Source organism: Apibacter sp. (assembly GCF_025291155.1).
Classification (GTDB): domain Bacteria; phylum Bacteroidota; class Bacteroidia; order Flavobacteriales; family Weeksellaceae; genus Apibacter.
Genome location: NZ_JAMBJZ010000007.1, coordinates 1 through 24041, shown reverse-complemented (window position 1 = coordinate 24041; position 24041 = coordinate 1). Strand labels below are relative to the sequence as shown.

General features: G+C 29.8%; 18 protein-coding genes and 2 rRNA genes. 9 read left to right on the top strand and 11 right to left on the bottom strand.

Features of this window, described 5'->3' with window-relative positions; translation table 11 throughout:
- Positions 1-42 precede the first annotated feature (42 nt).
- From M3Z80_RS01620 to M3Z80_RS01605, 4 genes are all read left to right on the top strand, one after another.
- Complete coding sequence (locus M3Z80_RS01620; protein ID WP_293916912.1) at positions 43-426, top strand: DUF3276 family protein; 384 nt, start codon at positions 43-45, stop codon at positions 424-426.
- Positions 427-663: 237 nt separating this feature from the next.
- Entirely contained in the window at positions 664-1365 is a 702-nt protein-coding gene (locus M3Z80_RS01615) for a C40 family peptidase (RefSeq protein WP_293916910.1), read from the top strand.
- A 166-nt stretch (positions 1366-1531) separates the two neighbouring features.
- Positions 1532-3667, top strand: a complete 2136-nt coding sequence (locus M3Z80_RS01610; protein ID WP_293916908.1) for a TonB-dependent receptor — start codon at positions 1532-1534, stop codon at positions 3665-3667.
- A gap of 79 nt (positions 3668-3746) precedes the next feature.
- On the top strand, positions 3747-4235 hold the full coding sequence (locus tag M3Z80_RS01605) for a thioredoxin family protein (RefSeq protein WP_293916906.1): 489 nt from the start codon (positions 3747-3749) through the stop codon (positions 4233-4235).
- Here the strand turns inward: M3Z80_RS01605 and M3Z80_RS01600 are convergent.
- On the bottom strand, positions 4232-6232 hold the full coding sequence (locus M3Z80_RS01600) for a ComEC/Rec2 family competence protein (protein WP_293916904.1): 2001 nt from the start codon (positions 6230-6232) through the stop codon (positions 4232-4234). The two genes, M3Z80_RS01605 and M3Z80_RS01600, sit on opposite strands and share 4 nt — an antisense overlap.
- A gap of 211 nt (positions 6233-6443) precedes the next feature.
- Here M3Z80_RS01600 and M3Z80_RS01595 point away from each other — a divergent pair, with 211 nt between their 5' ends.
- A complete protein-coding gene (locus M3Z80_RS01595) occupies positions 6444-8858 on the top strand; it encodes a TonB-dependent receptor (protein WP_293916901.1) in 2415 nt (804 codons plus the stop codon).
- A 183-nt stretch (positions 8859-9041) separates the two neighbouring features.
- Complete coding sequence (locus M3Z80_RS01590) at positions 9042-9650, top strand: TetR/AcrR family transcriptional regulator (RefSeq protein ID WP_293916898.1); 609 nt, start codon at positions 9042-9044, stop codon at positions 9648-9650.
- Here M3Z80_RS01590 and M3Z80_RS01585 read toward each other — a convergent pair.
- Positions 9647-10858, bottom strand: coding sequence for a mechanosensitive ion channel family protein (locus M3Z80_RS01585; protein ID WP_293916896.1), 1212 nt, complete (start codon positions 10856-10858; stop codon positions 9647-9649). The two genes, M3Z80_RS01590 and M3Z80_RS01585, sit on opposite strands and share 4 nt — an antisense overlap.
- Before the next feature lie 95 nt (positions 10859-10953).
- On the opposite strand from M3Z80_RS01585, the gene M3Z80_RS01580 reads away from it, so the two are divergent.
- The gene (locus M3Z80_RS01580; RefSeq protein ID WP_293916893.1) at positions 10954-11457 is read left to right on the top strand and encodes a DUF456 domain-containing protein; all 504 of its coding nucleotides are present in this window, start codon (positions 10954-10956) and stop codon (positions 11455-11457) included.
- Between the two features lie 153 nt (positions 11458-11610).
- On the opposite strand, the gene pta is transcribed toward M3Z80_RS01580, so the two are convergent.
- Both pta and M3Z80_RS01570 read right to left on the bottom strand, forming a co-directional pair.
- On the bottom strand, positions 11611-13704 hold the full coding sequence (gene pta, locus M3Z80_RS01575; protein ID WP_293916891.1) for a phosphate acetyltransferase: 2094 nt from the start codon (positions 13702-13704) through the stop codon (positions 11611-11613).
- 150 nt (positions 13705-13854) lie between these two features.
- Positions 13855-14628: an MBL fold metallo-hydrolase gene (locus M3Z80_RS01570; protein WP_293916889.1), complete on the bottom strand. Its 774-nt coding sequence runs from the start codon at positions 14626-14628 to the stop codon at positions 13855-13857.
- 34 nt (positions 14629-14662) lie between these two features.
- Here M3Z80_RS01570 and M3Z80_RS01565 point away from each other — a divergent pair, with 34 nt between their 5' ends.
- Together M3Z80_RS01565 and M3Z80_RS01560 are read left to right on the top strand one after the other, a co-directional pair.
- A complete protein-coding gene (locus M3Z80_RS01565; RefSeq protein ID WP_293916887.1) occupies positions 14663-16090 on the top strand; it encodes a TonB-dependent receptor in 1428 nt (475 codons plus the stop codon).
- A gap of 19 nt (positions 16091-16109) precedes the next feature.
- Positions 16110-16427 carry a DUF4286 family protein gene (locus M3Z80_RS01560; protein WP_293916884.1) on the top strand — a complete coding sequence of 106 codons (318 nt, stop codon included), beginning with the start codon at positions 16110-16112 and terminating at the stop codon, positions 16425-16427.
- Positions 16428-16513: 86 nt separating this feature from the next.
- Here the strand turns inward: M3Z80_RS01560 and hemL are convergent, their stop codons facing one another.
- From hemL to M3Z80_RS01525, 7 genes are all read right to left on the bottom strand, one after another.
- On the bottom strand, positions 16514-17800 hold the full coding sequence (hemL, locus tag M3Z80_RS01555) for a glutamate-1-semialdehyde 2,1-aminomutase (RefSeq protein ID WP_293916882.1): 1287 nt from the start codon (positions 17798-17800) through the stop codon (positions 16514-16516).
- 15 nt (positions 17801-17815) lie between these two features.
- On the bottom strand, positions 17816-18892 hold the full coding sequence (locus tag M3Z80_RS01550) for a glucosaminidase domain-containing protein (RefSeq protein ID WP_293916881.1): 1077 nt from the start codon (positions 18890-18892) through the stop codon (positions 17816-17818).
- Positions 18889-19794 (bottom strand): 1-aminocyclopropane-1-carboxylate deaminase/D-cysteine desulfhydrase, encoded by a 906-nt coding sequence (locus M3Z80_RS01545; RefSeq protein WP_293916879.1) that lies wholly within the window; start codon positions 19792-19794, stop codon positions 18889-18891. Before M3Z80_RS01545 ends, M3Z80_RS01550 begins: the two co-directional genes overlap by 4 nt.
- Before the next feature lie 316 nt (positions 19795-20110).
- A complete protein-coding gene (locus M3Z80_RS01540; protein ID WP_293916877.1) occupies positions 20111-21499 on the bottom strand; it encodes a peptide MFS transporter in 1389 nt (462 codons plus the stop codon).
- A gap of 30 nt (positions 21500-21529) precedes the next feature.
- Positions 21530-23032 (bottom strand): peptide MFS transporter, encoded by a 1503-nt coding sequence (locus M3Z80_RS01535; RefSeq protein WP_293916875.1) that lies wholly within the window; start codon positions 23030-23032, stop codon positions 21530-21532.
- Between the two features lie 540 nt (positions 23033-23572).
- A 5S ribosomal RNA gene (gene rrf, locus M3Z80_RS01530) occupies positions 23573-23680 on the bottom strand.
- A gap of 74 nt (positions 23681-23754) precedes the next feature.
- Positions 23755-24041: ribosomal RNA gene (locus tag M3Z80_RS01525) — 23S ribosomal RNA — on the bottom strand; the annotation flags it as partial.

The following is a 24041-nucleotide window of genomic DNA, read 5'->3' as shown; positions in this document are numbered from 1 at the left end:
AAAGATATAATTTAAGGCAATAAAAAACAAAACACATATATGATGAATGATTTTGAAAATGTAGAGAAGAAAGAAAACGAAATTTTCTCTAAAGTATTAAGAGCAGGAAAAAGAACTTATTTTTTCGATGTAAGAGAGACTAAAGCAGGTGATTATTATTTAACAATTACTGAGAGTAAAAAGAACATTTCTGAAGAGGGTGCTTTAGGTTTCAAAAAATTTAAAATTTACTTATATAAAGAAGATTTTAAAAATTTTAAAGACATCTTTGAAGAAACTACCGCTTTCATCATTAAAGAAACCGGAGAAAAAGTTATATCTGAAAGACATAGAGACGATTTCCATTTGCAATCTGAAGAAAATAAAGACGGAGCAAATCCTACAAATATCTCAAATTATACAAATGTTGAATTTGATGATATTTAGTTCGTAACTTATTAAAATATAAACGTATTCTACATAAATAAAACAGATAGTTGATGTTCAACTATCTGTTTTTTATTCTAATTATAAATTTAACTTTTATTTAACATTTTAAAATAAAATGTTAAATATTTGTAAAAAAAGTTAAAGTGATCATATATATATACATATGATTATTATTTTTGATAACCAAAAAAATTTTTGTATCATCTTTGAATTTATGAAGTCTATTTTGAATTTATGAAGTCTATAATAAAAATACTTTTTGTTATTAATGTCCTTTCAATAACTACTACTTCTTGTGTGTCTAACTATGTAGCCAGCAATGATACTTATAAATATCCAACTACCAACGAAATGTTGGTGTCGTATCATCCAAAAAATGTTAAAATTTCAGATCCAGTTTTAGTTAGTAATGAATATCATTCTACTACTACCAACACAAAAAAAGATGTAGTTTTTGATGAAGACAGCAATATTTATGCCGAAAAAAATTTTTCTAAAACTGCATATAATTTATTGAGCGAAGCTAGAACTTATTTAGGAACTCCCTATAAATATGGAGGCACAACAAGACGTGGAATAGATTGTTCCTCTTTTGTTCAGCATGTATTTGCCGCATTAAATATTTCTTTACCTCGGACATCAATCGAGCAATCACATAAGGGAACATATGTTTCCAAACATAATTTGAAAAAAGGAGATTTAATTTTCTTTGCACACACTCCTAAAAGCAGGATTTCTCATGTTGGAATTGTAGAAAGTGTAAGCCCTTCTGGAGAAATATTTTTTATTCATGCCTCTTCATCAAAAGGCGTTACTATTTCTTCTCTTGATAAAGCTTATTGGAACTCAAAATTCAGAACCGGTAAAAGAATTTTAAATTCAGATTCAGATGAGGAAGCTCAAAATAATGACAAAATAGCTAAAGCTTCCGTATAAAATAAATTTATAAACATTAAAGGGGTGCTGTTTAAAACGGCTGAGATTATACCCTAAGAACCTGGACAAGTAATGTTGTCAAGGGAAATCTTAGATGAAGATTTCAAGTATTTTGAAATCTTATTTATTTTAGTTCAATTTAAACTATCCCTGGTATTAAATAATTATGAAAAAAAGGGATTGGTTTTATTTTATTATTGTTCTTTTAAGTGTTAATCTTCATGCGCAGAAAAAAAAAGATTCAATTATTCAGATACAAGAAATTATTGTTTCCGGAAAAGCCCCTATAAGTAAAGAACGAGTTACTGCAAAACAATTGCAAGAAAAAAATCTGGGACAAGACATCCCCTATTTATTAAAAAATAATCTTTCAATAGTTTCAACTTCAGATGCTGGAGCCGGTGTTGGTTATACTAGTTTAAGAATTCGAGGTAGTGATCAAACTCGAATTAATGTAACTCTAAATGGTGTACCTATAAATAACGCTGAGTCTCAAGGTCCTTTTTGGATTAATATGCCGGATATTGCCTCTAGTTTATCCAATCTTACCATACAACGTGGAGTTGGAACCTCAACTGAGGGTGCGGGTTCTTTCGGTGCAAGTATAAACGCAAGAACTCAAGCACCTTCCAGCAAACCCTATTTTCAAACTGATCAATCTCTTGGTTCTTTTAAAACACATAAACATACTTTTGGACTAGGAACAGGAAATCTTTTTAATGAAGCGCTAAAAATTGATGCTAAAATTTCTTTTATTAAATCGGATGGATATATTGACAGAGCTTTTTCCGATCTATTTTCTTATTATGTCCATGGTTTATATGAGAAAAACAATACTACTGTCGGATTTATGACCTTCGGGGGTAAAGAGAAAACGTATCAATCTTGGAATGGTATTGATGCCCAAATGATGAAAAAAAGAAGAACGTTTAATTCTTGTGGAGCTATTTATGATAGTGACGAAAATATAGTTCGTTATTATAACAATGAAACGGACAATTATAATCAAAATCATTATCATTTTTATATAAAACAAAAATTAACCCCTATTTGGACTATTAATTCAACATTTTTTTATACTCATGGTAAAGGATATTACGAAGAATATAAACAAAATTCCAAATTATCCAATTATAAACTTAAAGATATAATTATAGGGAATGAAACCATATCGAAATCAGATTTAATTAGAAGGCAATGGTTAGATAATAATTTTTACGGTATAGTAAATCGTTTGTCGGGGAATATCAACAAATGGAATTTAGAAGTTGGTATAAGCGCAAATAGTTATGAAGGATATCATTATGGAAATGTTATTTGGGGTAAATATTTCTCAAATGAACATATTGATCATGAGTATTATAGAAATAAAGCTATTAAAAATGAAGTTTCGGGCTTTTTTAAAGCTATATATGACCTTACTCAAAATTTAGAATTATTTGCCGATATACAGTGCCGTTCCATTTATTATAAAGGTCATGATGTGCCGGGGGGGGAAAGTATATTTAAAAATGGTGGCACAATCAAATTTAATAAAAATTACAATTTTATAAATCCGAAAATTGGTACTTCTTACAAAATTGAAAAGGGGACGATATATGTCACATATGGATTAACTCAAAGAGAACCTAGCAGAAATGATATATTAGAAAAATCAAATGTCAAAGCAGAATTAATGCACAATGTTGAGTTGGGTGTTCAACAAAATTTGCATAAATTTTCATATTCGGTAAATTGGTATGGAATGTATTATATTAATCAATTAGTATTAAGCGGAAAAATTAATGACGTGGGAAGTTTTATTCGAGAAAATAGTGGTAAAAGTTACCGAACCGGCATCGAGCTTTCATCTTCTTATCAATTAACTAAAAAGGTATCATTATCTGCAAATTCAACAATAAGTATCAATAAAAATATAAACTTTAAAAAAGAAACTTCTTCATATATCGAAAAGCTTGGAAATACGCCTATTGCTTTTTCTCCCAGCTATATCGGTAATCTTATTGCAGAATGGAAACCTATAAAAAAACTGAATTGTAAATGGATAAATCAATATGTAAGCAGTCAATATTTAACAAATGAAAAGCCTAAAAACGGTAAATTAGAGGGATACTTTGTTTCAGATATGACATTCGAATTTTCGCCCTCATTATTATCCATGAAATACCTTAATTTTAAACTTGCCTTAAATAATATTTTTAATTGTAAATATGAAAATAACGGATATTATAACGATAATACCCCTTATTATTATCCTCAAGCTGGTTTTAATTTTTTAACCGGTATAAGTCTAAAGTTTTAAGTAATAATCTTAGATAAAAAAAATTTATTTTAGTTGATCAATTCTGATTTAATATATATTTTTGTAGCAAAGTTTTATTATGAAATATTCGATAATACTGTTATTTTTCCTACTATTTTTAAATATATCTGCCCAAGATAATAAATTAATTCAGTGGAAAAATATACAAGAGGCCGATAGCTTACAAATGTATGGTGACGAAAGGTTATTATTCGTTGATATTTATGCAGATTGGTGCGGTCCATGTAAACTTTTAGACAAATATACCTTCCAAAATCAGGAGGTTGCTACTTATATTAATGAAAATTTTATTCCGGTGAAATTTAATGCAGAATCTAAAGGATCCATTACTTTTAAAGGTCATGTTTTTGAATATGTTAGCAATGGCCAAATAGGCATACAATCATGGGCTTATTACATATTAGGAGGTCATTTAATATATCCTTCCATGGTTTTAATTAATAAAGAAGGTGAATCTGTCTATGTTTTTAAAGGATTTATTCAACCGGATGAATTTTTGAAAATGGTAAAAAATGTAAAATCCGAATTAGATCAAAAATATAACTAAAGAGAACATATAAACGCTCCATTTCTTGAGGTAATCCAATGATTTGAAGGGCTTTTATAGTTTTGACCATCTGCGTATTGGATTTTATTACCCGTAAATATAATAGTACATGGATTCTTCAGTTCTTTAACGATCGACAGTTTGTCGGTAATTATGTAATTAGCGGAATCCATATTATTTTTACCCGGTTTATTTAGAACAAGAATTTTTTTTCTTTCCCATTTATAAACTGTATTCATTTGTAAAGTTTTATATTGAACAGAACTTATTCTTTCCCCGATAGTATATGGATCTATGATATTCCGCTTTACCTTTTCCCAATTTTCAGATGAGCTTCCTATTATTAATAGCTTTTTTCCATTTCTAAATCCTAGTAAAGTATTTGAATGATTGAAGACAATAAAACTTTTTTTAGATGATAATTTAAAATCATTATACAAGATACTCAATTGAAAACATATAACACAGATAAAAAAAGGAAATATAGTTTTTATTTTTAGCTGGTAAAGGTAATTTTTTAAAAAAATTAAAGCTGATGTTAAAAATAGTAATTCCATTAAGTTTAATGAAATATTTTTAAACATTAACTTCTCCATTGAAGAAATATAATAGGTTGCATCTACGAGAATTTTAACTAAAAAATCATAGATAAATGTTGGATAGGTCTGATATTCTAGAGGTAAAAAAACCAAAAAAATTTCACCTAATGAAGAATATGTTATAACAAATGTATAAGGAATAATGAGTATATTAATTGGAATTGATAACAATGAAAATTGATGGAAATAAAAAAGAACAAATGGCAAAGTCCCTATTTGCGCAGCTATAGTTACTGCTAAAGGATTTAAAATCCATTCGTTAACTCTTTTATTCTTTACCTTCATATATTTATATATAGATGGTGATAACCATGATATGAAAAATACTGCAATATAGCTTAATTGAAATCCGACCGAATATATTTCATTAGGATCACATAAAAGTATAATGATCGCAGATAAGGCCATACTATGATAAATATTACTAGTACGTTTTAACAGCTCGAAAAGGTAATAGATAGTGATCATCAAGCAGGAACGAAATACAGAAGAAGATAATCCCACTAAGCATCCGAAAAACCATACAAAGCTTAACGAAGTTAAAATTATAATTTTTCTATTCCCGCTTTTTAGCACCCAGCTTAATAGAGAAAAAATGATCCCAAATATAAAGGCTATATGCATCCCTGATATTGCAATTAAATGCATGATTCCTGATTTTGAATAAGCATCTATAGATTCTTTTTTCATTTCCGATCGATCTCCTAATAAATATGCCTTCAAAAATTCTTTTGAGTCTTCACTCAACGATGAGCTTTCAATCTTAGTGATTAAATTTTGATTGAAATTTTTAATCATGTATACAAGAGAATAATGGGCTGATTCTGAAATTATTTTATCTACTTTAGCTATTTGTAAAATATAGTTTCTTTTTAAATATTGAGCATAATTAAACTGGTGTGGATTCATAAGTGTTATAGGATCACTTAATGTAACCTTTAACACGTATTCATTTCCAAGAGTAAAAACCGAATTAAATTTTTCTTTATCAACTAAAAGCATAATAGCTCCTGAAGTATGATTTCGTTGATTTTTATATGAAATAGTTTTTACTTCAGCAGTATATTTTCGATATTGTTTATTAGAATTATTTTGTTCTTTTATAATTACTGTTATGTATTGGACATGTCCTTTTTCTTTATATTTTATATAATGATCATTTGCAATATCGTTATTTAATTTTCCTACTACTATACCAATCAAACACCAAGAACCCAAAATAAGAAGTGAAAATATTTTTCTATAATTAATTTTACTGGTCATATATGCTAAAAAGAACAATAATGCTCCTTGTAAAAAACATAAGTATAAGATTGAAATAGAAATTTTTTCGCAAATAAAAACCCCTATTACTAATGAAAAAAAATAGAATACATAAGGATTTCTTGAAAGATCCATAAAAAATTATTTAGCTAAAATACTAAATTAGTTGAAAAAATTTTATAAAATTTATAAAATAACCATTTATTTTATCATTATATATTTTACTATTTTATTTAATACTATTATATTTATACTGTAAAAGAATACAAAACAAACTAATTAAATTATTATTTATTTTATGAAGCTAAAGTACAAAGCATCAGAGCTATTTTGTTTTCTAAGCATTATGGCACCTACATCTATGTTTTTTTCCCAAAACATTCCTCCTGATTCTTCCACAATTTCTGAAAAGGTAATTGATGACGTTCTGATTATAGGGAAAGGAGTTATCGACGTTGCTAAAGAAAGGGAAACCCCTATTGCCGTATCTATAATTAAAAAACAAGAAATCAGGGATAAGGGAGGAAACCAGGAATTTCCTGCGATTATGAAAAATACCCCCTCTATTTATGTAAATGATGCTACCGGTTATGGAGATGCTAAGATGGTAACTAGAGGTTTTGATCAATCCAATACTGCCGTATTAGTCAACGGGCAACCCGTCAATGGAATGGAAGATGGTACAGTGTATTGGACCAATTGGACAGGATTGATAGATATTGCGAATACTGTTCAGGTACAAAGAGGGCTTGGTTCTTCTAAACTTGCTGTATCTTCCGTAGGCGGAACGATAAATATTATTACAAAAGCCACAGAAAAAAAAGCAAGTTCTACTGCTAGATTTGTAACAGGAAATGATGGATTTTGGAGAACTACCTATGAATATAATAGTGGCTTACAAGGAAAATGGGGAGTATCGTTTGCAACCTCTACCTGGAGAGGTGATGGATATAGTAGAGGAACAAAAGGATCCGGACAAAATTATTTTTTGTCCATTGGTTTTCAACCTAACCAAAAACATAATTTTAATTTTATAATTTTCGGAGCGCCTCAAAACCATGATCATAAATACTATACAAAAATATCCGATTATAAAAGATATGGCTATAAATACAATGTAAACCAAGGTTGGTTTCATGGTAAAGAACTTTTATTAAGATCCAACTATTATCACAAATCGGTTGCCAATTTAAACTGGGATTGGAAAATCAATGAACGTAGTACCTTATCTACTGTAATTTATGGCTCCTTGGGTAGAGGAGGCGGTACTGGAGGATTCGGATCTAAATATATTGAAACACAAAATATTTCAACTCCTCAGAGTGCGAATGCCATACCCGGAAGTAGAAATCAACAAAATGGAACAATTAATTGGGATGCTATCTTTGATTACAATTTAACTCATAATACAGACGGAATAGGAACAGGTAAAGATAATTATATTATGAGATCATCTGTTAATGACCATCAATGGTACGGATTAGTTTCCAATTTCAATCACAAATTCAAAAAACATTTCGAGTTTAATGTTGGAATTGACGGGAGAGCTTATACCGGAACTCACTTTCAACAAGCCATGAATTTTATGGGACTATCTGGGGTTTCCGATAATATTTCAACTAACGTAAACGGAATGAACACAGTTACTAAAAATTATAACATAAATCCTTGGAGCTCATTATTCAGAAATGTTAGTAAGGGGCAAAAACTAGGTTTTGATTATGATGAAACCATACAATATATTGGAGCTTTCGGTCAATTTGAGTATGTAAATAAATTTATGAGTGCATTTATACAGGGGGTTATTTCCGAACAATATAATTCAAGAAAAGACCGGTTTAACTATACTCCAACCAATCAGAAATCTAAAACGTTAAATAATACGGGGTATAACATCAAAGGAGGAGCTAATTTTAAAATTAACAAGAATCATAATATTTTTGCAAATGCCGGATATTATTCCAGACAACCGTTCCAAAACAATTTATTTCTCAATTGGAAAAATGATGTAAATCCGTTGGCAGACAATGAGGAAATTATAGGGCTAGAGATTGGCTATGAACTTCATTATAGATTCTTGGATGTAAGTATCAATATATATCGAACCAGTTGGAATAATAGAGTAGAAACAATTTCCAATGAAAGTATTAATCAAATTGAAAACAGATCCGGAATTGATGAACTCCATCAGGGAATTGAAGTTGAATTGCTTGCCAAACCATTAAAAAAATTAAATATCAAAGGACATTTATCTTTAGGAAGCTGGAAGTATAACGGTAATGCACATTCAACCACCTATGATTCCAATAATTTATCAAATATTATAAGCGAACAAGATATTTTATTGGATGGAGTAAAAACTTCAAATGCTCCTCAATTTAGTTATGGAGTAGGATTAGTATGTAAAGCTTTTAAAAATTTTTCCTTTGATGCAGATTTAAATAGGTATGAAAAATTATACTCCGATTTTGACATTACTAGAGTTGCTGGTAACACTAAAATCGATTTAATAGAGCTTCCTGACTATTTCACTTTAGATGTAGGTGCTTCTTATACTATTTATTTAGATAATTCCTCACTACGTTTTAGGGCTAATGTCAACAATGTATTAAATGATGTTTTTATGACCTATTCTAAGACCAATTTGAAATCAGGAGATAAGGGCGCTGATAATGTCAAGTTTAAAGGAATTGATACGGCCAATCAGGTTTATTTCGGAAATGGTAGAACTTGGAATTTTGGCGTTACCTATAATTTCTAAAGCATAAATAATTAAATAATCTAACAAATTGTATGGTCAAATGTTGAATTATCCTTTTTTATCTACATTTTAAGATGATAAACAATAAATGATTTATAATTATTGAATTGGCATGAATTAATAGAGTAAAATAATAAATATTTTACTCTATTTTTATTATATTTGTTTATGTAGCAATTCATTATGGATATAATCAAAGATCAAATTATTAGCAAATCGATAGAATTATTTACACAAATCGGCGTCAAAATGGTTACCATGGATATGATCAGTAAAGGTTTATGCATGTCAAAAAAAACTTTATACGAGCATTTTTCCAGTAAAGAAGATTTAATAAAAAACACCTTTAACAAATGTTTGACTTCTTATATTCAGGAAATGGAAAATAAAATAAAGGATTATCCTAATATTATCCACCAGAAATTTCTTATTCTTGAAAATAGTACTTCTTCTATTTTTTTCAGAGAAAACCAAACTTTATTTCAACTTAAAAACTTTTATCCTGACATCTATTCGGAAATGTTTTCTTTGTATAATAACTCCATAAAAGCTTTCATCAAAAATAATATAATTTTAGGAATTGAGGAAGGTATATACCGCGCTAAAATGAATAAAAAATTAACCATTGAATATTTTTATCTAATTGAAAAAATGATCATAATGGAGAATAGCTTTACAGAAGTAAATTTAAGTGAGATTCCTGTAAAGAAATATTTCATTGAATTATTAATACGGTCTATTGCTACTAAAAAAGGCATTAAGGAACTTGAAAAATACATCTCCAAAAGTTAAGAGGTTACGCCCGCTACGGTTTTAAGTCCGAATAAAGTTGATATTGAGATTATATGCTCAAAAATTTCTGCTTGTATATCTTCAAATTCAAGTAAATCCGAAGTATTGGTAAAACAATATACTTCTATAGGTATTCCATAAATGGTAGGATCTAACAATCTAACCATTAGGGTATCTTTCTTAGATATTAGTAAATGATTTTGAAGATTCCATCTAATATAATTCCTAAATAACCCCAAATTTGTTTGTATCAAATCATTTTCAGTTTTTTGAGAAGTAAAGTACTGATGCAATTCTTCATTAATTTTCATCTCATCAAGCTCTTTTTTTTCTAAAAATAGGACAGATTGACTATCAATAATTATCGACCTTTTTATCCTTCTAGAATGAGAAAATTTCATAGGTTCGTAATTTATAACTTCTGTCGATATTAAGTCATAAGTTGGTATGGTAGATATAGTCTTATCTTTATTTTGAATCTTAGTTGTTACCAAATTTATTTCTAATATTATTCCTTCTAAATTATATTTAGATATATAAATTTCATCTCCTGATTTTAATTGTTTGGAGTTTGCAATATTTATTCCGGCCACAAATCCTAATACAGGATCTCTAAATACCAAAATTATTACAGCCATTATAGCCCCTAAAAAAGTAAAAAAATTTGAGCTTGATAGATCAAATACGATGGATATAACAATAAAACTTGATAATAATACAATTATAATTTTAAGAAACTCCAAAAAAGTATTTAAAGCAATGGTCCTATAGCTTTTATCCCTGTTTTCCACATCATTATAAGAATCAATAATACTAATAAAAAATTTTGCAATAAATACGATTAAAAATATACTGAATATTAAATTAAGAATATGAAAACTTTGTGGATGAGAATAAAATATTAAGGGGACTAAAAGATAGCATATTCCTAAAGGAAATAATCGAAAAAAGCTTGTAAATACATTTTTTTTTATAAATGTATTCATCAAGATATTTTTTGTTTTAGGAACTATTTTTAAAGCGATTTTCAATAAGACTTTTCGCTGGAAAAAATCTAAAATCAGAAATATAATTAATACGATCAAAATTTTACTTGTAATTTGTGATATTAATACTATATCATCAGGTAAATTTTTTGATATATAACTATCTAATTTATCAATTATTGAATTTTCATTTTTAAGTCTTAATATATTTATCTCAGTCATTAATTCATTACTATTATATCATTTTATTATGGATAAAGTATAATGTTTGTTATTTATTAACTATCTTTATGGTTATATTTAATATATCACATTTTATGCCTGATTTAATTTGGATAGTTTTAATATTTATACTTATAATTATTGGTATGATAGGTTCCGTCTTACCTGCATTGCCGGGAACTCCCATTGCATTTATAGGTTTATTAATTTATAAACTATCTCCACTTGGAGACTCGTTAAGTTGGTGGTGGGTAGCTTTTTGTGCAACTTTAACTCTATTAGCATTTGTCGTAAACTATTTTATACCTATTCTTACAGCCAAAAAATTTGGAGGATCTAAATATGGTATAATTGGTGCTTCCCTAGGAATATTTGCAGGTTTTTTTCTTCCTTCCGGTTTTTTATACGGTCCTTTTTTAGGAGCCTTATTTGGAGAATTGATGCATGATTTTATGGATAAAAAAGGTGCTTTAAAAGCTTCTGTAGGTGCTTTATTAGGTTATTTTTTAAGTATGGGTGTTAATATTATTGTATGCGGTATAATTATGACCATCTTTATTATTCATCTTACCTATACCTATTTCAGTAACAATGGATAAGCAATATTTATTTAAAATTTATCGATTAACTTTTTATTCATTTGATCTTACAATCTAGAAAAATTTCAACAATACAATCTAATGTTTAGCAATAAAAAACTCTATCAACAGTAACTGTTAATAGAGTTTGTCTATGTTATTTATATTATAATTTTAGTTATTATTTGCAGCTTGAATAGCAGTAATTACCACAGTATTATATATATCTTCAATGGTTGCTCCTCTACTTAGGTCATTTATCGGTTTTTTCAAGCCTTGTAATACAGGACCTAAAGCCAAGCCGCCTGATTCTCTCTGTACAGCTTTGTAAGTATTATTTCCTGTATTTAAATCCGGAAATATCAGAACATTTGCTTTACCTGCTACTAAAGAACCTGGCATTTTACTGCTTCCGACGCTTGGAACCACAGCTGCATCGTATTGTATAGGACCTTCTATTAACAAATCCGGACGTAAAGATTTTACCAGCTCAGTTGCCTTTCTAACCTTATCAACATCTACTCCAGCTCCTGAATATCCTGAAGAATAAGAAAGCATGGCAATTTTCGGTTCAATTCCAAAATTTTTAGCCGTACCTGCAGCAGATATAGCTATATCAGCCAATTGTTCATAGGTCGGATTAGGAACAATCGCACAATCTCCATATACTAATACCCTGTCCTGTAAGAGCATAAAAAATACAGAAGAAACAGTTTTAATACCCGGCTTTGTTTTAACAAATTGTAGAGCTGGAAGTATAGTATGAGCAGTTGTATTCTGAGCTCCGGAAACCATTCCATCTGCATCTCCTTTGTAAACCATCATCGTTCCAAAATAAGAAGCATCGAGCATTAAGTCTCTTGCCTGAGCAAGCTCCATACCTTTATCTTTCCTTATCTCATACAAGGTTTCTACATAATCATTGAGTTTATCATTATCCGTATTATCTAATACGGAAATAAGATCTGTATTCCAATTCAGTCCAAGCTGATTTACCTTTTGTATAATTTCTTCCTGCTTTCCTAAAATAGTAATTTTTACTATTTCATCATCCGCCAACATAGAGGCTGCTCGTATAATTCTTTCATCTCCACCTTCCGGTAATACTATATGTTTATGAGCTGCTTTAGCTTCTTTCAATAAATTATACTGGAACATTCTTGGAGTAATTCCTTCAATTTTAAAGGAAGATATTCGTTTATCAAGCTCCGGTACATCTACATATTGTTCGAAAAGATCAATATTACGTTTTATTTTAGCGCTATTCTCCGGATATATGGTTGATTTAATATTATCTATAGCGGTAGCTGCCTCGAATGTGCCAATATCTACAAGTAAGATAGGCATATTTACACTGGAACCATCAACCATTTTCATTATTGATGCGTCAGGACTGATCCCTGCCGTTAATATTATCCCAGATATCCTTTTGAAATTAGATAAGTTGGAAAGTAATGTTCCTATGATTAAATCAGATCTGTCACCTGGAAGGATTACTACACAATCATCATCTACATAGTTTATAAATTGTGATAAGAGCATACCTCCTATCATAAATTTATTAATTGATCTATTAAGATTTTCACTTCCATGTAGCACTTTAGCTCCTAAAACATCTGCTACTTCTTTAAGAGTCGGGAAGCTCAAAGGTTTGTCGTTAGGAATTATTGATAACAATACAGAATCCCCAATTCTTTTCTTGCTTTTGGTAATTACCTCCTCTATATTCTTATCACATTTATTAACAATTACTGCAATAACCTTATTATCTTTCTTTAAAAAATTATTTAATTCAAGACTAATATTTTTAGCTAAATCATGAGAGTTTTTAAAGGAATCCTTAACAACCAAGACTACTGGTATATTTAAAGATTTAGCTATAATTACATTTAAATCATACTCTAAAGAAGTACTTCCGGCTGATAAATCAGTTCCATCAATCAAAACGAAATCAAATTTATCTTCTAAAGCCTTATACTTTTGTATTATACTATCATAAGCATCATTTAATCTCCCACTATTTTGAAGGTCAATAATTTCGCTTTTAGTAAAAGCGTAGGCATCTTCATAACTTTGATTCAAATTAAAAAAAGAAATCATAGTTTCAATATGGTTATCTTTTATCCCATCATCCAAATCATCGATAATAGGACGAAAATAACCTATATTAGGTGTTCTCCTCATGACCATTTGCAATATCCCCAGGCTAATCAAAGATTTCCCACTGTAAGGACAAGTAGCCGCCACATATACTGATCTGTTGTTCATTTATTTAGTAATAATATAATTGAAAGTTTTACAAAAGTACAAAATTGGAAGATATACTTATAATTTAATTCTCAAATTAAACTATATCTAAATAATGCTAAATAATCTTTAGATATTTTTGTTTATAACCAAAATAAGATTGGTCTATCCTCAGAACTCAACTTTTAATCCATCGTAAGCCGGAAAAACATTAGGAGGCAGCATTTTTTCTATTTCTTCATGAAATCCCAATTGATAACTGATATGTGTTAAATACGCCTTTTGGGGCTTAACCTTATCAATAAACTCTAAGGCTTGAGTCAAGTTAAAATGTGAAGCGTGAGCATCTTTTCTCAAGGCATTAATGACCAAAATATCCGTATGTTTTATTTTTTCGATTTCCTCTTCAGAAACATAGGATGCATCAGTAATATAAGACAATCCGCCAATCTTAAAACCTAAAATAGGTAATTTACCGTGCAATACATTTATAGGAAGTATGGAAACATTAGGTAAGGTTATAATACCCTGTACAGAATGTAATTCAAACCCCGGAGCTCCCGGATATTTTTCTTCTGCAAAGGCATAGGCATATCTTCTTTTTATATCTTCCAATACTCTTTCTTTTCCATATATAGGAATATCTTGCCCTTTTAGAAAATTTATAGGTCGTAAATCATCTAATCCGCCAGTATGATCCGTATGTTCATGAGTAATTAATACTACATCTACATTAGATTTGTTTTCTCTTAACATTTGCTGTCGAAAATCAGGACCGCAATCTATTAAAATATCCACCCCTTTATAATGAATTAATGCAGAGGTTCGTAATCTTTTATCTTTAGTGTCCATAGATTTACAGACTGGATCGTTTGAGCCAATAACCGGAATTCCTTGAGAAGTACCAGTTCCTAAGAATGTTATATTACTTTTTTGTAGTACCATAATTTTTGTAAATTTACGAACAAAAGTTTAAACAATGCTCTCTCATAAACAAGTACTTACGCCTAGACAAAAAGCTCTTCAGATTAATTTAAACAAGAATATTTATGGAACTTTTTCAGAAATTGGTGCGGGTCAGGAAACCGTACGTTACTTTTTTAGAGCCGGAGCTGCCTCTAAGACCATAGCGAAAGCAATATCCGCTTACGATAAGGAAGTCAGCGACTCTATTTATGGAAAAGAACCTGATAATAGATATGTTTCTCAGGCTAGGTTACTAAAAATGCTAGACCATGAAATTAAGCTTATTGAAGATCGAATTGATAGAAATAATAACTCTGGCAGAATATTTTTCACTTATGCCAATACGGTAACCACTATCAACTTTAATAAAACTTTCAAAGGACACGGGTGGGTAGGCATTCGATTTCAGTTACAGGAATCGGAAGCTTATAATGAAATTATTTTGCATGTACGTTTCCATGAAAATGAGGCGAAATTACAACAAGAAACCTTAGGAATATTAGGAGTAAATTTAATTTACGGCGCTTTTTTCTACAGTGATAATCCAAAAAAAATTATTAATTCTCTATATGATGAATTAAGTATCGATAAAATAGAGATCGATATGATTAATTTTAGCGGACCGAGATATCATTCTGTAGATAATCGTTTATTGAGTTTACAATTAGTTAAAAACGGAATGTCTGATGCCGCTGTTTTTAGACCTAATGGTAAAAATGTACTCCCGGCGGATGAGTTATATAACAAAAACATTCTTGCGTTAAGAGGAAGTTTTCGCCCAGTTACCCATGTAAACATAGACATGTGTTATCAGGGACTTAAAATGTTTATGAAAGAAAAAAATGTTGACCATCAAAATACTAAGGTTTTGTTTGAAATAACCTTATCTAATTTACTTTCTTCCGGGGAAATTAATGAGCAAGATTTTTTAGATCGTGCCGATGTCTTGGGAAAGTTGGGATATACCGTTTTAATTTCTAATTTTTCCGAATATTATAGATTAGTGGATTATTTTAGCAGATTTACCTCTGAACGAATTGGCATTACGATGGGAGTAAATAATTTATTAGATATTTTTGAGGAAAGTTACTATACTGGACTTAGTGGTGGAATTATGGAAGCCTTTGGTAAGTTATTTAAACAACAGATGAGAATTTATCTTTATCCTTATATTAATCAGGAAACAGGAGAGCTTCTTAATTCTGATAATTTAAAAGTAAATGAATCTTTAAAAGATTTATACAAATATTTTAAGAAAAATAAAAGAATTGTAGATATTAACGATTACAATGACTCTTATCTTAAAATATATGGCAAACAAATTCTTTCTCAAATAGCTTCAGGAAAATCGGGATGGGAAAATAAAATGCCTAAAGAAGTTGCAGATATGATTAAAGAAAAGGGCATGTTCGGCTACACTATGGATTTTGCAAATAATTAATAACACTTACTTATAAAAAATGATTATATATTCAGAGAGCTTTCACGTGGAATATCCTTCGGAAAAAGATTGGTTACTTTGGGTTAAAAATATCCTAATTCCGGAAATGAAAAAAACACAAAAATTTACAAAAATCATATTTTCAAAAGTAACATCTCATTCCGATGAATCGGGATGTACCTATTCTCTACAATATTATGCCAAAAGTAAAAATGATTTAGAAGATTATTACAGAAATTATTCCGATAAATTTTCTCAATTACTTGTTAATACATTTGGAACAAAAATATTATCTTTTAAAACTGAACTGGAACTTATAGATAGTTTTGATTTCTAATTCAATACTTCTTTTTCAAAGCAAACTAAATTTGGAAGAAAATATAAGTAAAACTGCCACGGTATCTTCTAAATTTTATAATATTTTTAAATTGATGAAATGAACTTTTTACTGATAGTAAGTGTTTTATCAATCTCATCTTCTTTTATGCAATCGGATATAAACCATGTTTCATAACCGGAAGGAGGTAAATAAATGCCGTTTTCAAGTAAAAAATGAAAATATTTATTAAACATATCATGATCGGCTTTGGAAGCATCATCAAAATTTGAAACTTCAGAAATTCCAAAAAATAGGGTCAACATGGAAGTACATTGATTAATACATATTTGAATTCCTGCACTTTCAAAAATAGCCTTTAATTCCGTAGATAATATTTTTGTGGTTTGGGTAATTCGATCATAAATATCCAAATCGCTTTTAAGAATGGATAAAGTCGTATACCCTGCACACATGGCAATCGGATTCCCGGATAATGTACCTGCTTGGTAGACTTTTCCTTCAGGAGATAAAAAATCCATAATTTCCTTTCTTGCAGCAAATGCCCCTACAGGCATGCCTCCTCCTATTATTTTGCCATAGGTTACTATATCTGCTTGTACATTAAAAAAATCTTGCGCACCGCCTAATTTTGCGCGAAAACCGGTCATAACTTCGTCAAAAATGAGTAATGATTGATTGTCTTTACATAGAAGTTTTAATTGTTTAAGAAAATCTTTTTTCGGGGGAACGCATCCCATATTTCCTGCTATTGGCTCTAAAATAACTGCCGCTATTTCATTTTTATTATTTTCAAAAAGTGATTGCACCGAGTCAATGTCATTATATCTCGCCAATAAAGTATCCTTTGCTGTGCCATTTGTTACTCCGGGACTATTAGGATTTCCAAATGTTGCCGCACCACTTCCTGCCTTTATAAGAAAAGAATCTGAATGTCCATGATAGCATCCTTCAAACTTAATAATCTTATTTCTAGAGGTATACCCTCTTGCTAACCGAATTGCCGACATACAGGCTTCTGTACCTGAATTCACCATTCTAATTTTGTCAATATTTGGAACAAAGGAGGTAATTAATTTTGCAATTTCAGTTTCCAATTCTGTAGGAGTTCCAAAAGAAAATCCATTTTGCATTTGTTTTCTGACTGCCTCTACCACTTCTGTATGATTATGCCCAAGAATCATAGGCCCCCATGAATTGATATAATCTATATATTTATTTCCATCTTCATCGGTAAGATAAGCTCCCTTCGCTGATTTTATAAAAATCGGAGTTCCTCCTACTGATTTAAATGCTCTAACAGGTGAATTTACTCCTCCAGGTATATATTTACGGGCCTCTTCAAATAAAGCTCTGCTTCTTTTAAATATCATCTAAAATTTTATTATTTAACTTTTTCTTCCTTTTAACAAAATTCTATCTCCTTTTTTGGGTTCATCGCCTGGAAACATTAAATTTATTTTATATAATTGGATTAAAGAAATTCCATTTTCCTGGGCTATATGATACATCCTTTCTCCTTCTTTTACCACATGTTCCTTGCTTAGTCCTTTTTTCTTTTTTGGTTCTAAAAATATTTTTTGATTGACCTCAATATTATCCTGAAAAACCAAATCATTGTATGCTTTTAATTGATTTAGAGAAATATGATACGCTTTTGATATGTCTTCCAAGGTATCTCCATCTTTAAATACAATATATTTTACATGTCCATTAGGATGAATTTTGATTCTCGAACTGGGAAATTGAAAATTATTAACCTTTGTTACAACTATTTTCTTTACATTTTCAATTTTCTTCTTAGCTGGATTCTTTATAGAACTTTGATTCTTTTTATCTTTGATTTCACGATCCTTAGTATTAATATCAGCTACTAAGATAGGCTGTTCATCTGAAATATTGGATTTATACGAACCGGGATACAACTCTGCAAGTTTTACATCCACTTCATCAGAAGTTAATGAATCGAACAGATACAATTTATATCTCTCTATTAGATCAATCAACATATAGGCATATTTAGGGTTTGTAGCATACCCTGCTTTTTTTAATCCATGCGCCCACGCTTTGTAATCCTTCCTATCTAATTGAAATAATTTTTTATAGTAAGGCCTTTCAGCTAAAAATAAAGAATGATCTCTATAGGATTCTTTTGCTGAGTTATATTTTCTAAAACATTCTCCTTTGGCATCGTCATCATGATACATTCTTCCCCCCGTCCAATCATTTTTACACTTTATCCCAAAATGATTATTGCCTTCTTTCGCTAATATACTTTGTCCATTTCCTGTCTCTAAGATACCTTGCGCCAAGGTAATACTAGCAGGAATTTGATACATTTCCATTTCTTCCACAGCTATTTTAGCATAGTCTTGTATATATAAATCATCTTTTTTGAGAGTATTTTGTGCTTGTATGAAACTTCCTAAAACTATCGATAATAGAAATATGCCTAATTTTTTCATGTTACAATAATAGGTTTGCTTTTCTTACTTAAGTACTTATTCATTTCTTTAATGCCCTGTAAACCTCCTGTATGTACCGCTAAAATTTTTTTATCTTTATCTATTTGTCCTTTTTTTATCATATCTCTGAGTCCAAACATCATTTTTCCTGTGTAAACTGGATCAAGAGGTATATTATTGAGATAATAAAATTCGTTAATAAAATCAATTAATTCTGTCGTAATTTTAGCGTATCCTCCGAAGTGATACTCCAAATTTACTATAAAATTTTTTTTATGAGTATATTTTAATAATTCTTTAACTAAAAAATGAGCATTTTTCAAAACTGGGAAACCTATCACTAACTGGTATGCTTTTGCACCTACCGATAATCCTGCTAAGGTTCCGCCAGTGCCCATTGCTGAAGTAATGATATCATAGTTGTAAGTTTCTTCCGATAATATTTCGGAGGCTCCTTTCACTGCTAAGGTATTGGTTCCTCCTTCGGGTACTAAATAATAATTAGGTATTTTATCAAGTATATTTTGTATATACTTTGACTTTTCTTTTAATCTATATTCTTGCCTGGGTACAAAAAAAAATTTCATTCCATATTCCGATGCTTCGGTTAAAGTTATATTTTCCTTCCATTTTTCAACGATTTCCTCACCTCTAATTATTCCTATTGATTGAAAACCGTTAGCTTGAGCGGCAGCAGCACAGGCTACGATATGATTAGACATAGCCCCTCCAAAGGTTACCAATATTTGTTTCCCTAAATCTTTAGCCTTTATAAGATTATATTTTAATTTCCAGAATTTATTACCCGAAATAACAGGATGTATCATATCTTCTCTTTTTATATGGAGAATTTGCTCAGTCTGTAATCCGGGAAATTGGAAGGTTTGTATGGGTGTGCTCATTTTTCTTAACTTATGATTTATATATTAGTATTAATTATTCATAAATTCTTGTAATTATTACACTCTCTTTTGGGTTAGCTAATTATATGAATTTTATAGAATGATTTGATTGTATTTAAATATAGTAGCCATAGTTCATTAAGATTACATTAAAAAAATAAATTTTTAAAAAAGAGAAAGCCTATTTTTAGACTTTGTTTTTATTTATACTTAATTTCATGTAAAGTTCCTTAATGATAAATAATTAAAGCATATTCTTTAATTTTTTCACAAAAAGAATATGCTTTAAAATATCTTGTATATAATTATTCAGTATTTATCTTACACCTTGCATCATTCTAACTAATACTTTATTAAGTGCAATCATTAGTATTCCACAAATAATTACAAATATAGAAATGTATAAAAATATTTTTCCTGCTCCGAGTGTTTGAATTATAAAAGCTAAATATCCACCTAAAATATTTGCAAAAAAAGATGCCATAAGCCATACCCCCATAAGAAGAGATGCTAATTTAGGTGGAGCTAACTTGGTTACTACAGATAATCCTACAGGCGATAAGCATAATTCTCCTATCGTGTGAACTAAATAGGTTAAAATTACCCACCAAATACTGGCTTTAATAGTAACATCTGATATATCGCCACCTCTTTCAGCTACAGCTCCCAACATAAAGAAAAAACCAACTCCTAAAATTACCATACCTAATCCCATTTTCAAAGGAGTTGTTAGTTTTTGTCCTAGCTTTGTATTCCAGAAATACGCAAAAATCGGTGCCAACAATACTATAAAAAATGGATTTATCGATTGAAATAATGAGGTGGGAATGACATATCCTCCAATTGAAGGTAAATTTACATTCCTATCGATAAATTTATCTGTGTACAATGTTAATGATGAACCTGCCTGTTCAAAGCCTGCGAAAAAGAAAATGGCAAAAAAGAAATAGATAAATATTACCGTAACTCTTTGTTTCTCATTTTTTGTTAATGGAGCATTAGTATTTGTTTCATTTTTCATATCGTTTTTATCTATTTTACCTTGCGGTTTCAAACCTAAATCTCCTAAATATTTTTTTGCTAACATATTATAACTGATCTGCCCTAAGAACATCCCTGCTGCTGCTGCCAGGAATCCATATTTATATCCATAGGAAATAATTTTTCCAGCAGCATCTTTAGTCGAAAAAATATCATCGGTTAATATTCCTATAATTATGGGTGCAATCAAAGCGCCGAGATTGATTCCCATATAAAAAATGGAGAATGCCGAATCTCTTTTTGGATCTCCATCTGAATATAATCCTCCCACTAATGTTGAAATATTAGGCTTAAAAAAGCCATTTCCTATTATCAATAGAAATAGTCCTACACATAGACCGATATGGGTATTCAATGAAAACAAGGCAAGTTGTCCGAACATCATTATAATTCCTCCAATTGTTATGGAATGTCGTTGACCTAAATATCTATCTGCCAACCATCCGCCTATCAACGGCGTAAAGTATACAAACCCCGTAAAGTAACCATAGATTAAACTAGCTGTTTCAGCATCAATACCTAGCCCTCCTTCTAAATAAGATTTGGTAAGATAAAGCATTAATATTCCCCGCATCCCATAATAGGAAAAACGTTCCCACATTTCTGTTAAAAACAGTAAGTATAATCCTTTAGGATGTCCTTTCTTGACTTGAGTTTCTGTCATAATAATTATTCTTAGTTTTTACTTTCTTTATTATTTAATTCCTTGCATTAATTTTCGAATAAGAGGTGAGAATAAGATTATAATTAATCCTGCGATTAATGCGTAATTTGCTAATTGTTCAAATCCTGATGTATACGAATATAGTTTATCAGTTAAAGAAGCGTTTTCATAGGATGATGACATTCCCGCTCCTAATAATCCTGCCACATATTGAGCATACGAACTAGCTAAAAACCATAATCCCATCATCATCCCTGATAAATTTTTAGGTGATAATTTCGTTACAATGGACAATCCTACTGGTGATAAGCAAAGTTCTGCAAATGTCATCACTAAATATGCTATTGTAAAAATGTTTAAAGAGGCTATTCCATTATTATCAGCAAAATATCTTGTACTATATAAAACATAAAATGATGCTGAAAGAAATAAAAATCCAAGTCCGAATTTTATTACTGTATTTGGTTCCAGTTTAAACTTAGCTAACCATAACCATAATAAACCAAATAAAGGACTAAGAACTATTACGAATAATGCATTTGAACTATTGTTAACTATATTCGGATCAATAGTAAAAAATAGTAACTTATGACTTAGATTACTTTCAGCAAAAATTGCTAATGCTCCTCCACTCTGTTCAAAAAATGCAAAAAACAACACTGAAAATACAATTAAAATCATTGCAGCCATCAGTTTTTTTCGAATTTGGATACTTTTAATTTTTATTAATTCAATTACGAATAATAATATTGCCAATGGACCGATTGTATACATAAAGTAATCTGTGTATCTTGTATTATGTATCATGGCATAAATAATTGGTAAACATAATAGTACTCCCACATATACAACTATTTCACGTAGTCTTCTTGATGAAGCTTTCATATTACGTAGTGGAGAATCTCCTATTGGCCCTAAATATTTTTTTGTGATTAAAAAGATTATAATTCCTATTAACATGACTATAGCCGCAGCTAAAAAGCATAAATTCCAAGAATGATATTTTCCTAAATATACACATAATATGCCTCCAAATAAAGCACCTAAATTTATTCCTGAATAGAAGAGTCCGAAGCCGGCATCTCTTCGCGGATCTTTTTCACTATATAATTCTCCAACCATAGTGGATATATTAGGTTTAAAAAATCCTGTACCTATTATTGAAAGCGTTATTCCAAAATAAAAAAAATCGTGAGGAGAATAGGCTATAATTAAATTACCCAAAACCATAGTAATGCCTCCTATAAAAAGTGACTTTCTAAATCCTAATATTTTGTCGGCAAGTATTCCTCCTATAAAAGTAAATGCATAAATAAATGCTTGAATTGCGCCATATTTTAAATTAGATTCTTTATCGGTAACTCCTAATTGCCCTACCATAAAAATAGTTAGAACTCCTCTCATTCCATAAAAACAGAAACGTTCCCACATCTCTATTAAAAATAGATATATTAATTGTTTTGGATATTTACCGCGAAAATTATGAATTTCATCAAGAGTGAGTTCTATATTTTTTTGGATATTGTTATTCATATTCTTTACTAAAAATCGTAGTATTATTTATTTTAAAGTATAATTAGTTGAAAATCAATTAATAACAAGATGGTAATTGATTTAATAAAATCAAAAATACTAAAAAATCCTAAAATCAAATAGAAATCTATACAATAATCTTAAAAATAAAATAATTTATTATTAAAAAGTTTATCAAATTTATTCCATAATTGAAAATTTCAAGCTTACTAATAAAATAATTATTATTAGCAAATATTTGAAATTTGTATAAAACTAATTAATTATATTATTAAATATAATTAATTAACATAAATATGTTGATTTTTATTAATATTATCTAATTCAGATTGAAATGTACTATATTTATAAGCATTCAATAACTAAATAAGTGTAAAAAATAGTAAAAATTAAAAAAAACAATAGGCTTAAGATTTTAATATATGTTAAATAAATAGGAGTAAGAGGGGGGATTATGATGGAATGATTTTGGGTAGATTTTGTATTTTTTATTCATAAAAAAAGCCTTGTATATAATTATACAAGGCTCTCTTTTTAAAAAACCGGCGGCTACCTACTCTCCCGCGTTTGCAGTACCATCAGCGCAAGTAGGCTTAACTTCTGTGTTCGAAATGGGAACAGGTGAGCCCTACCGCTATAACCACCCTAAATATCTTAATGGGATTTTATATAAAATTTTATTAAACTCTTACGGCCAATATTTACCTATTTTATTATTATTTTGGACGAAATCTCCGGGTAATTAGTACTACTCGGCTATGACATCACTGTCTTTACACCTGTAGCCTATCAACGTGGTGTTCTCCCACGACCCTTTAACGAATTCTTATCTTGTGGCGAGTTTCGCACTTATATGCTTTCAGTGCTTATCTCTTCCAAACTTAGCTACTCAGCGGTGAACCTGGCGGCACAACTGATACACCAGAGGTTTGTTCAACTCGGTCCTCTCGTACTAGATTCAACTCCACGCAAAATTCAACGCCCGCAATAGATAGAGACCGAACTGTCT

Bases quoted from the DNA above. Each gene is read 5' to 3' on its own strand.
- M3Z80_RS01620 (WP_293916912.1), top strand. From the start codon at position 43: ATGAATGATTTTGAAAATGTAGAGAAGAAAGAAAACGAAATTTTCTCT.
- M3Z80_RS01615 (WP_293916910.1), top strand. From the start codon at position 664: ATGAAGTCTATAATAAAAATACTTTTTGTTATTAATGTCCTTTCAATA.
- M3Z80_RS01610 (WP_293916908.1), top strand. From the start codon at position 1,532: ATGAAAAAAAGGGATTGGTTTTATTTTATTATTGTTCTTTTAAGTGTT.
- M3Z80_RS01605 (WP_293916906.1), top strand. From the start codon at position 3,747: ATGAAATATTCGATAATACTGTTATTTTTCCTACTATTTTTAAATATA.
- M3Z80_RS01600 (WP_293916904.1), bottom strand. From the start codon at position 6,232: ATGGATCTTTCAAGAAATCCTTATGTATTCTATTTTTTTTCATTAGTA.
- M3Z80_RS01595 (WP_293916901.1), top strand. From the start codon at position 6,444: ATGGCACCTACATCTATGTTTTTTTCCCAAAACATTCCTCCTGATTCT.
- M3Z80_RS01590 (WP_293916898.1), top strand. From the start codon at position 9,042: ATGGATATAATCAAAGATCAAATTATTAGCAAATCGATAGAATTATTT.
- M3Z80_RS01585 (WP_293916896.1), bottom strand. From the start codon at position 10,858: ATGACTGAGATAAATATATTAAGACTTAAAAATGAAAATTCAATAATT.
- M3Z80_RS01580 (WP_293916893.1), top strand. From the start codon at position 10,954: ATGCCTGATTTAATTTGGATAGTTTTAATATTTATACTTATAATTATT.
- pta (WP_293916891.1), bottom strand. From the start codon at position 13,704: ATGAACAACAGATCAGTATATGTGGCGGCTACTTGTCCTTACAGTGGG.
- M3Z80_RS01570 (WP_293916889.1), bottom strand. From the start codon at position 14,628: ATGGTACTACAAAAAAGTAATATAACATTCTTAGGAACTGGTACTTCT.
- M3Z80_RS01565 (WP_293916887.1), top strand. From the start codon at position 14,663: ATGCTCTCTCATAAACAAGTACTTACGCCTAGACAAAAAGCTCTTCAG.
- M3Z80_RS01560 (WP_293916884.1), top strand. From the start codon at position 16,110: ATGATTATATATTCAGAGAGCTTTCACGTGGAATATCCTTCGGAAAAA.
- hemL (WP_293916882.1), bottom strand. From the start codon at position 17,800: ATGATATTTAAAAGAAGCAGAGCTTTATTTGAAGAGGCCCGTAAATAT.
- M3Z80_RS01550 (WP_293916881.1), bottom strand. From the start codon at position 18,892: ATGAAAAAATTAGGCATATTTCTATTATCGATAGTTTTAGGAAGTTTC.
- M3Z80_RS01545 (WP_293916879.1), bottom strand. From the start codon at position 19,794: ATGAGCACACCCATACAAACCTTCCAATTTCCCGGATTACAGACTGAG.
- M3Z80_RS01540 (WP_293916877.1), bottom strand. From the start codon at position 21,499: ATGACAGAAACTCAAGTCAAGAAAGGACATCCTAAAGGATTATACTTA.
- M3Z80_RS01535 (WP_293916875.1), bottom strand. From the start codon at position 23,032: ATGAATAACAATATCCAAAAAAATATAGAACTCACTCTTGATGAAATT.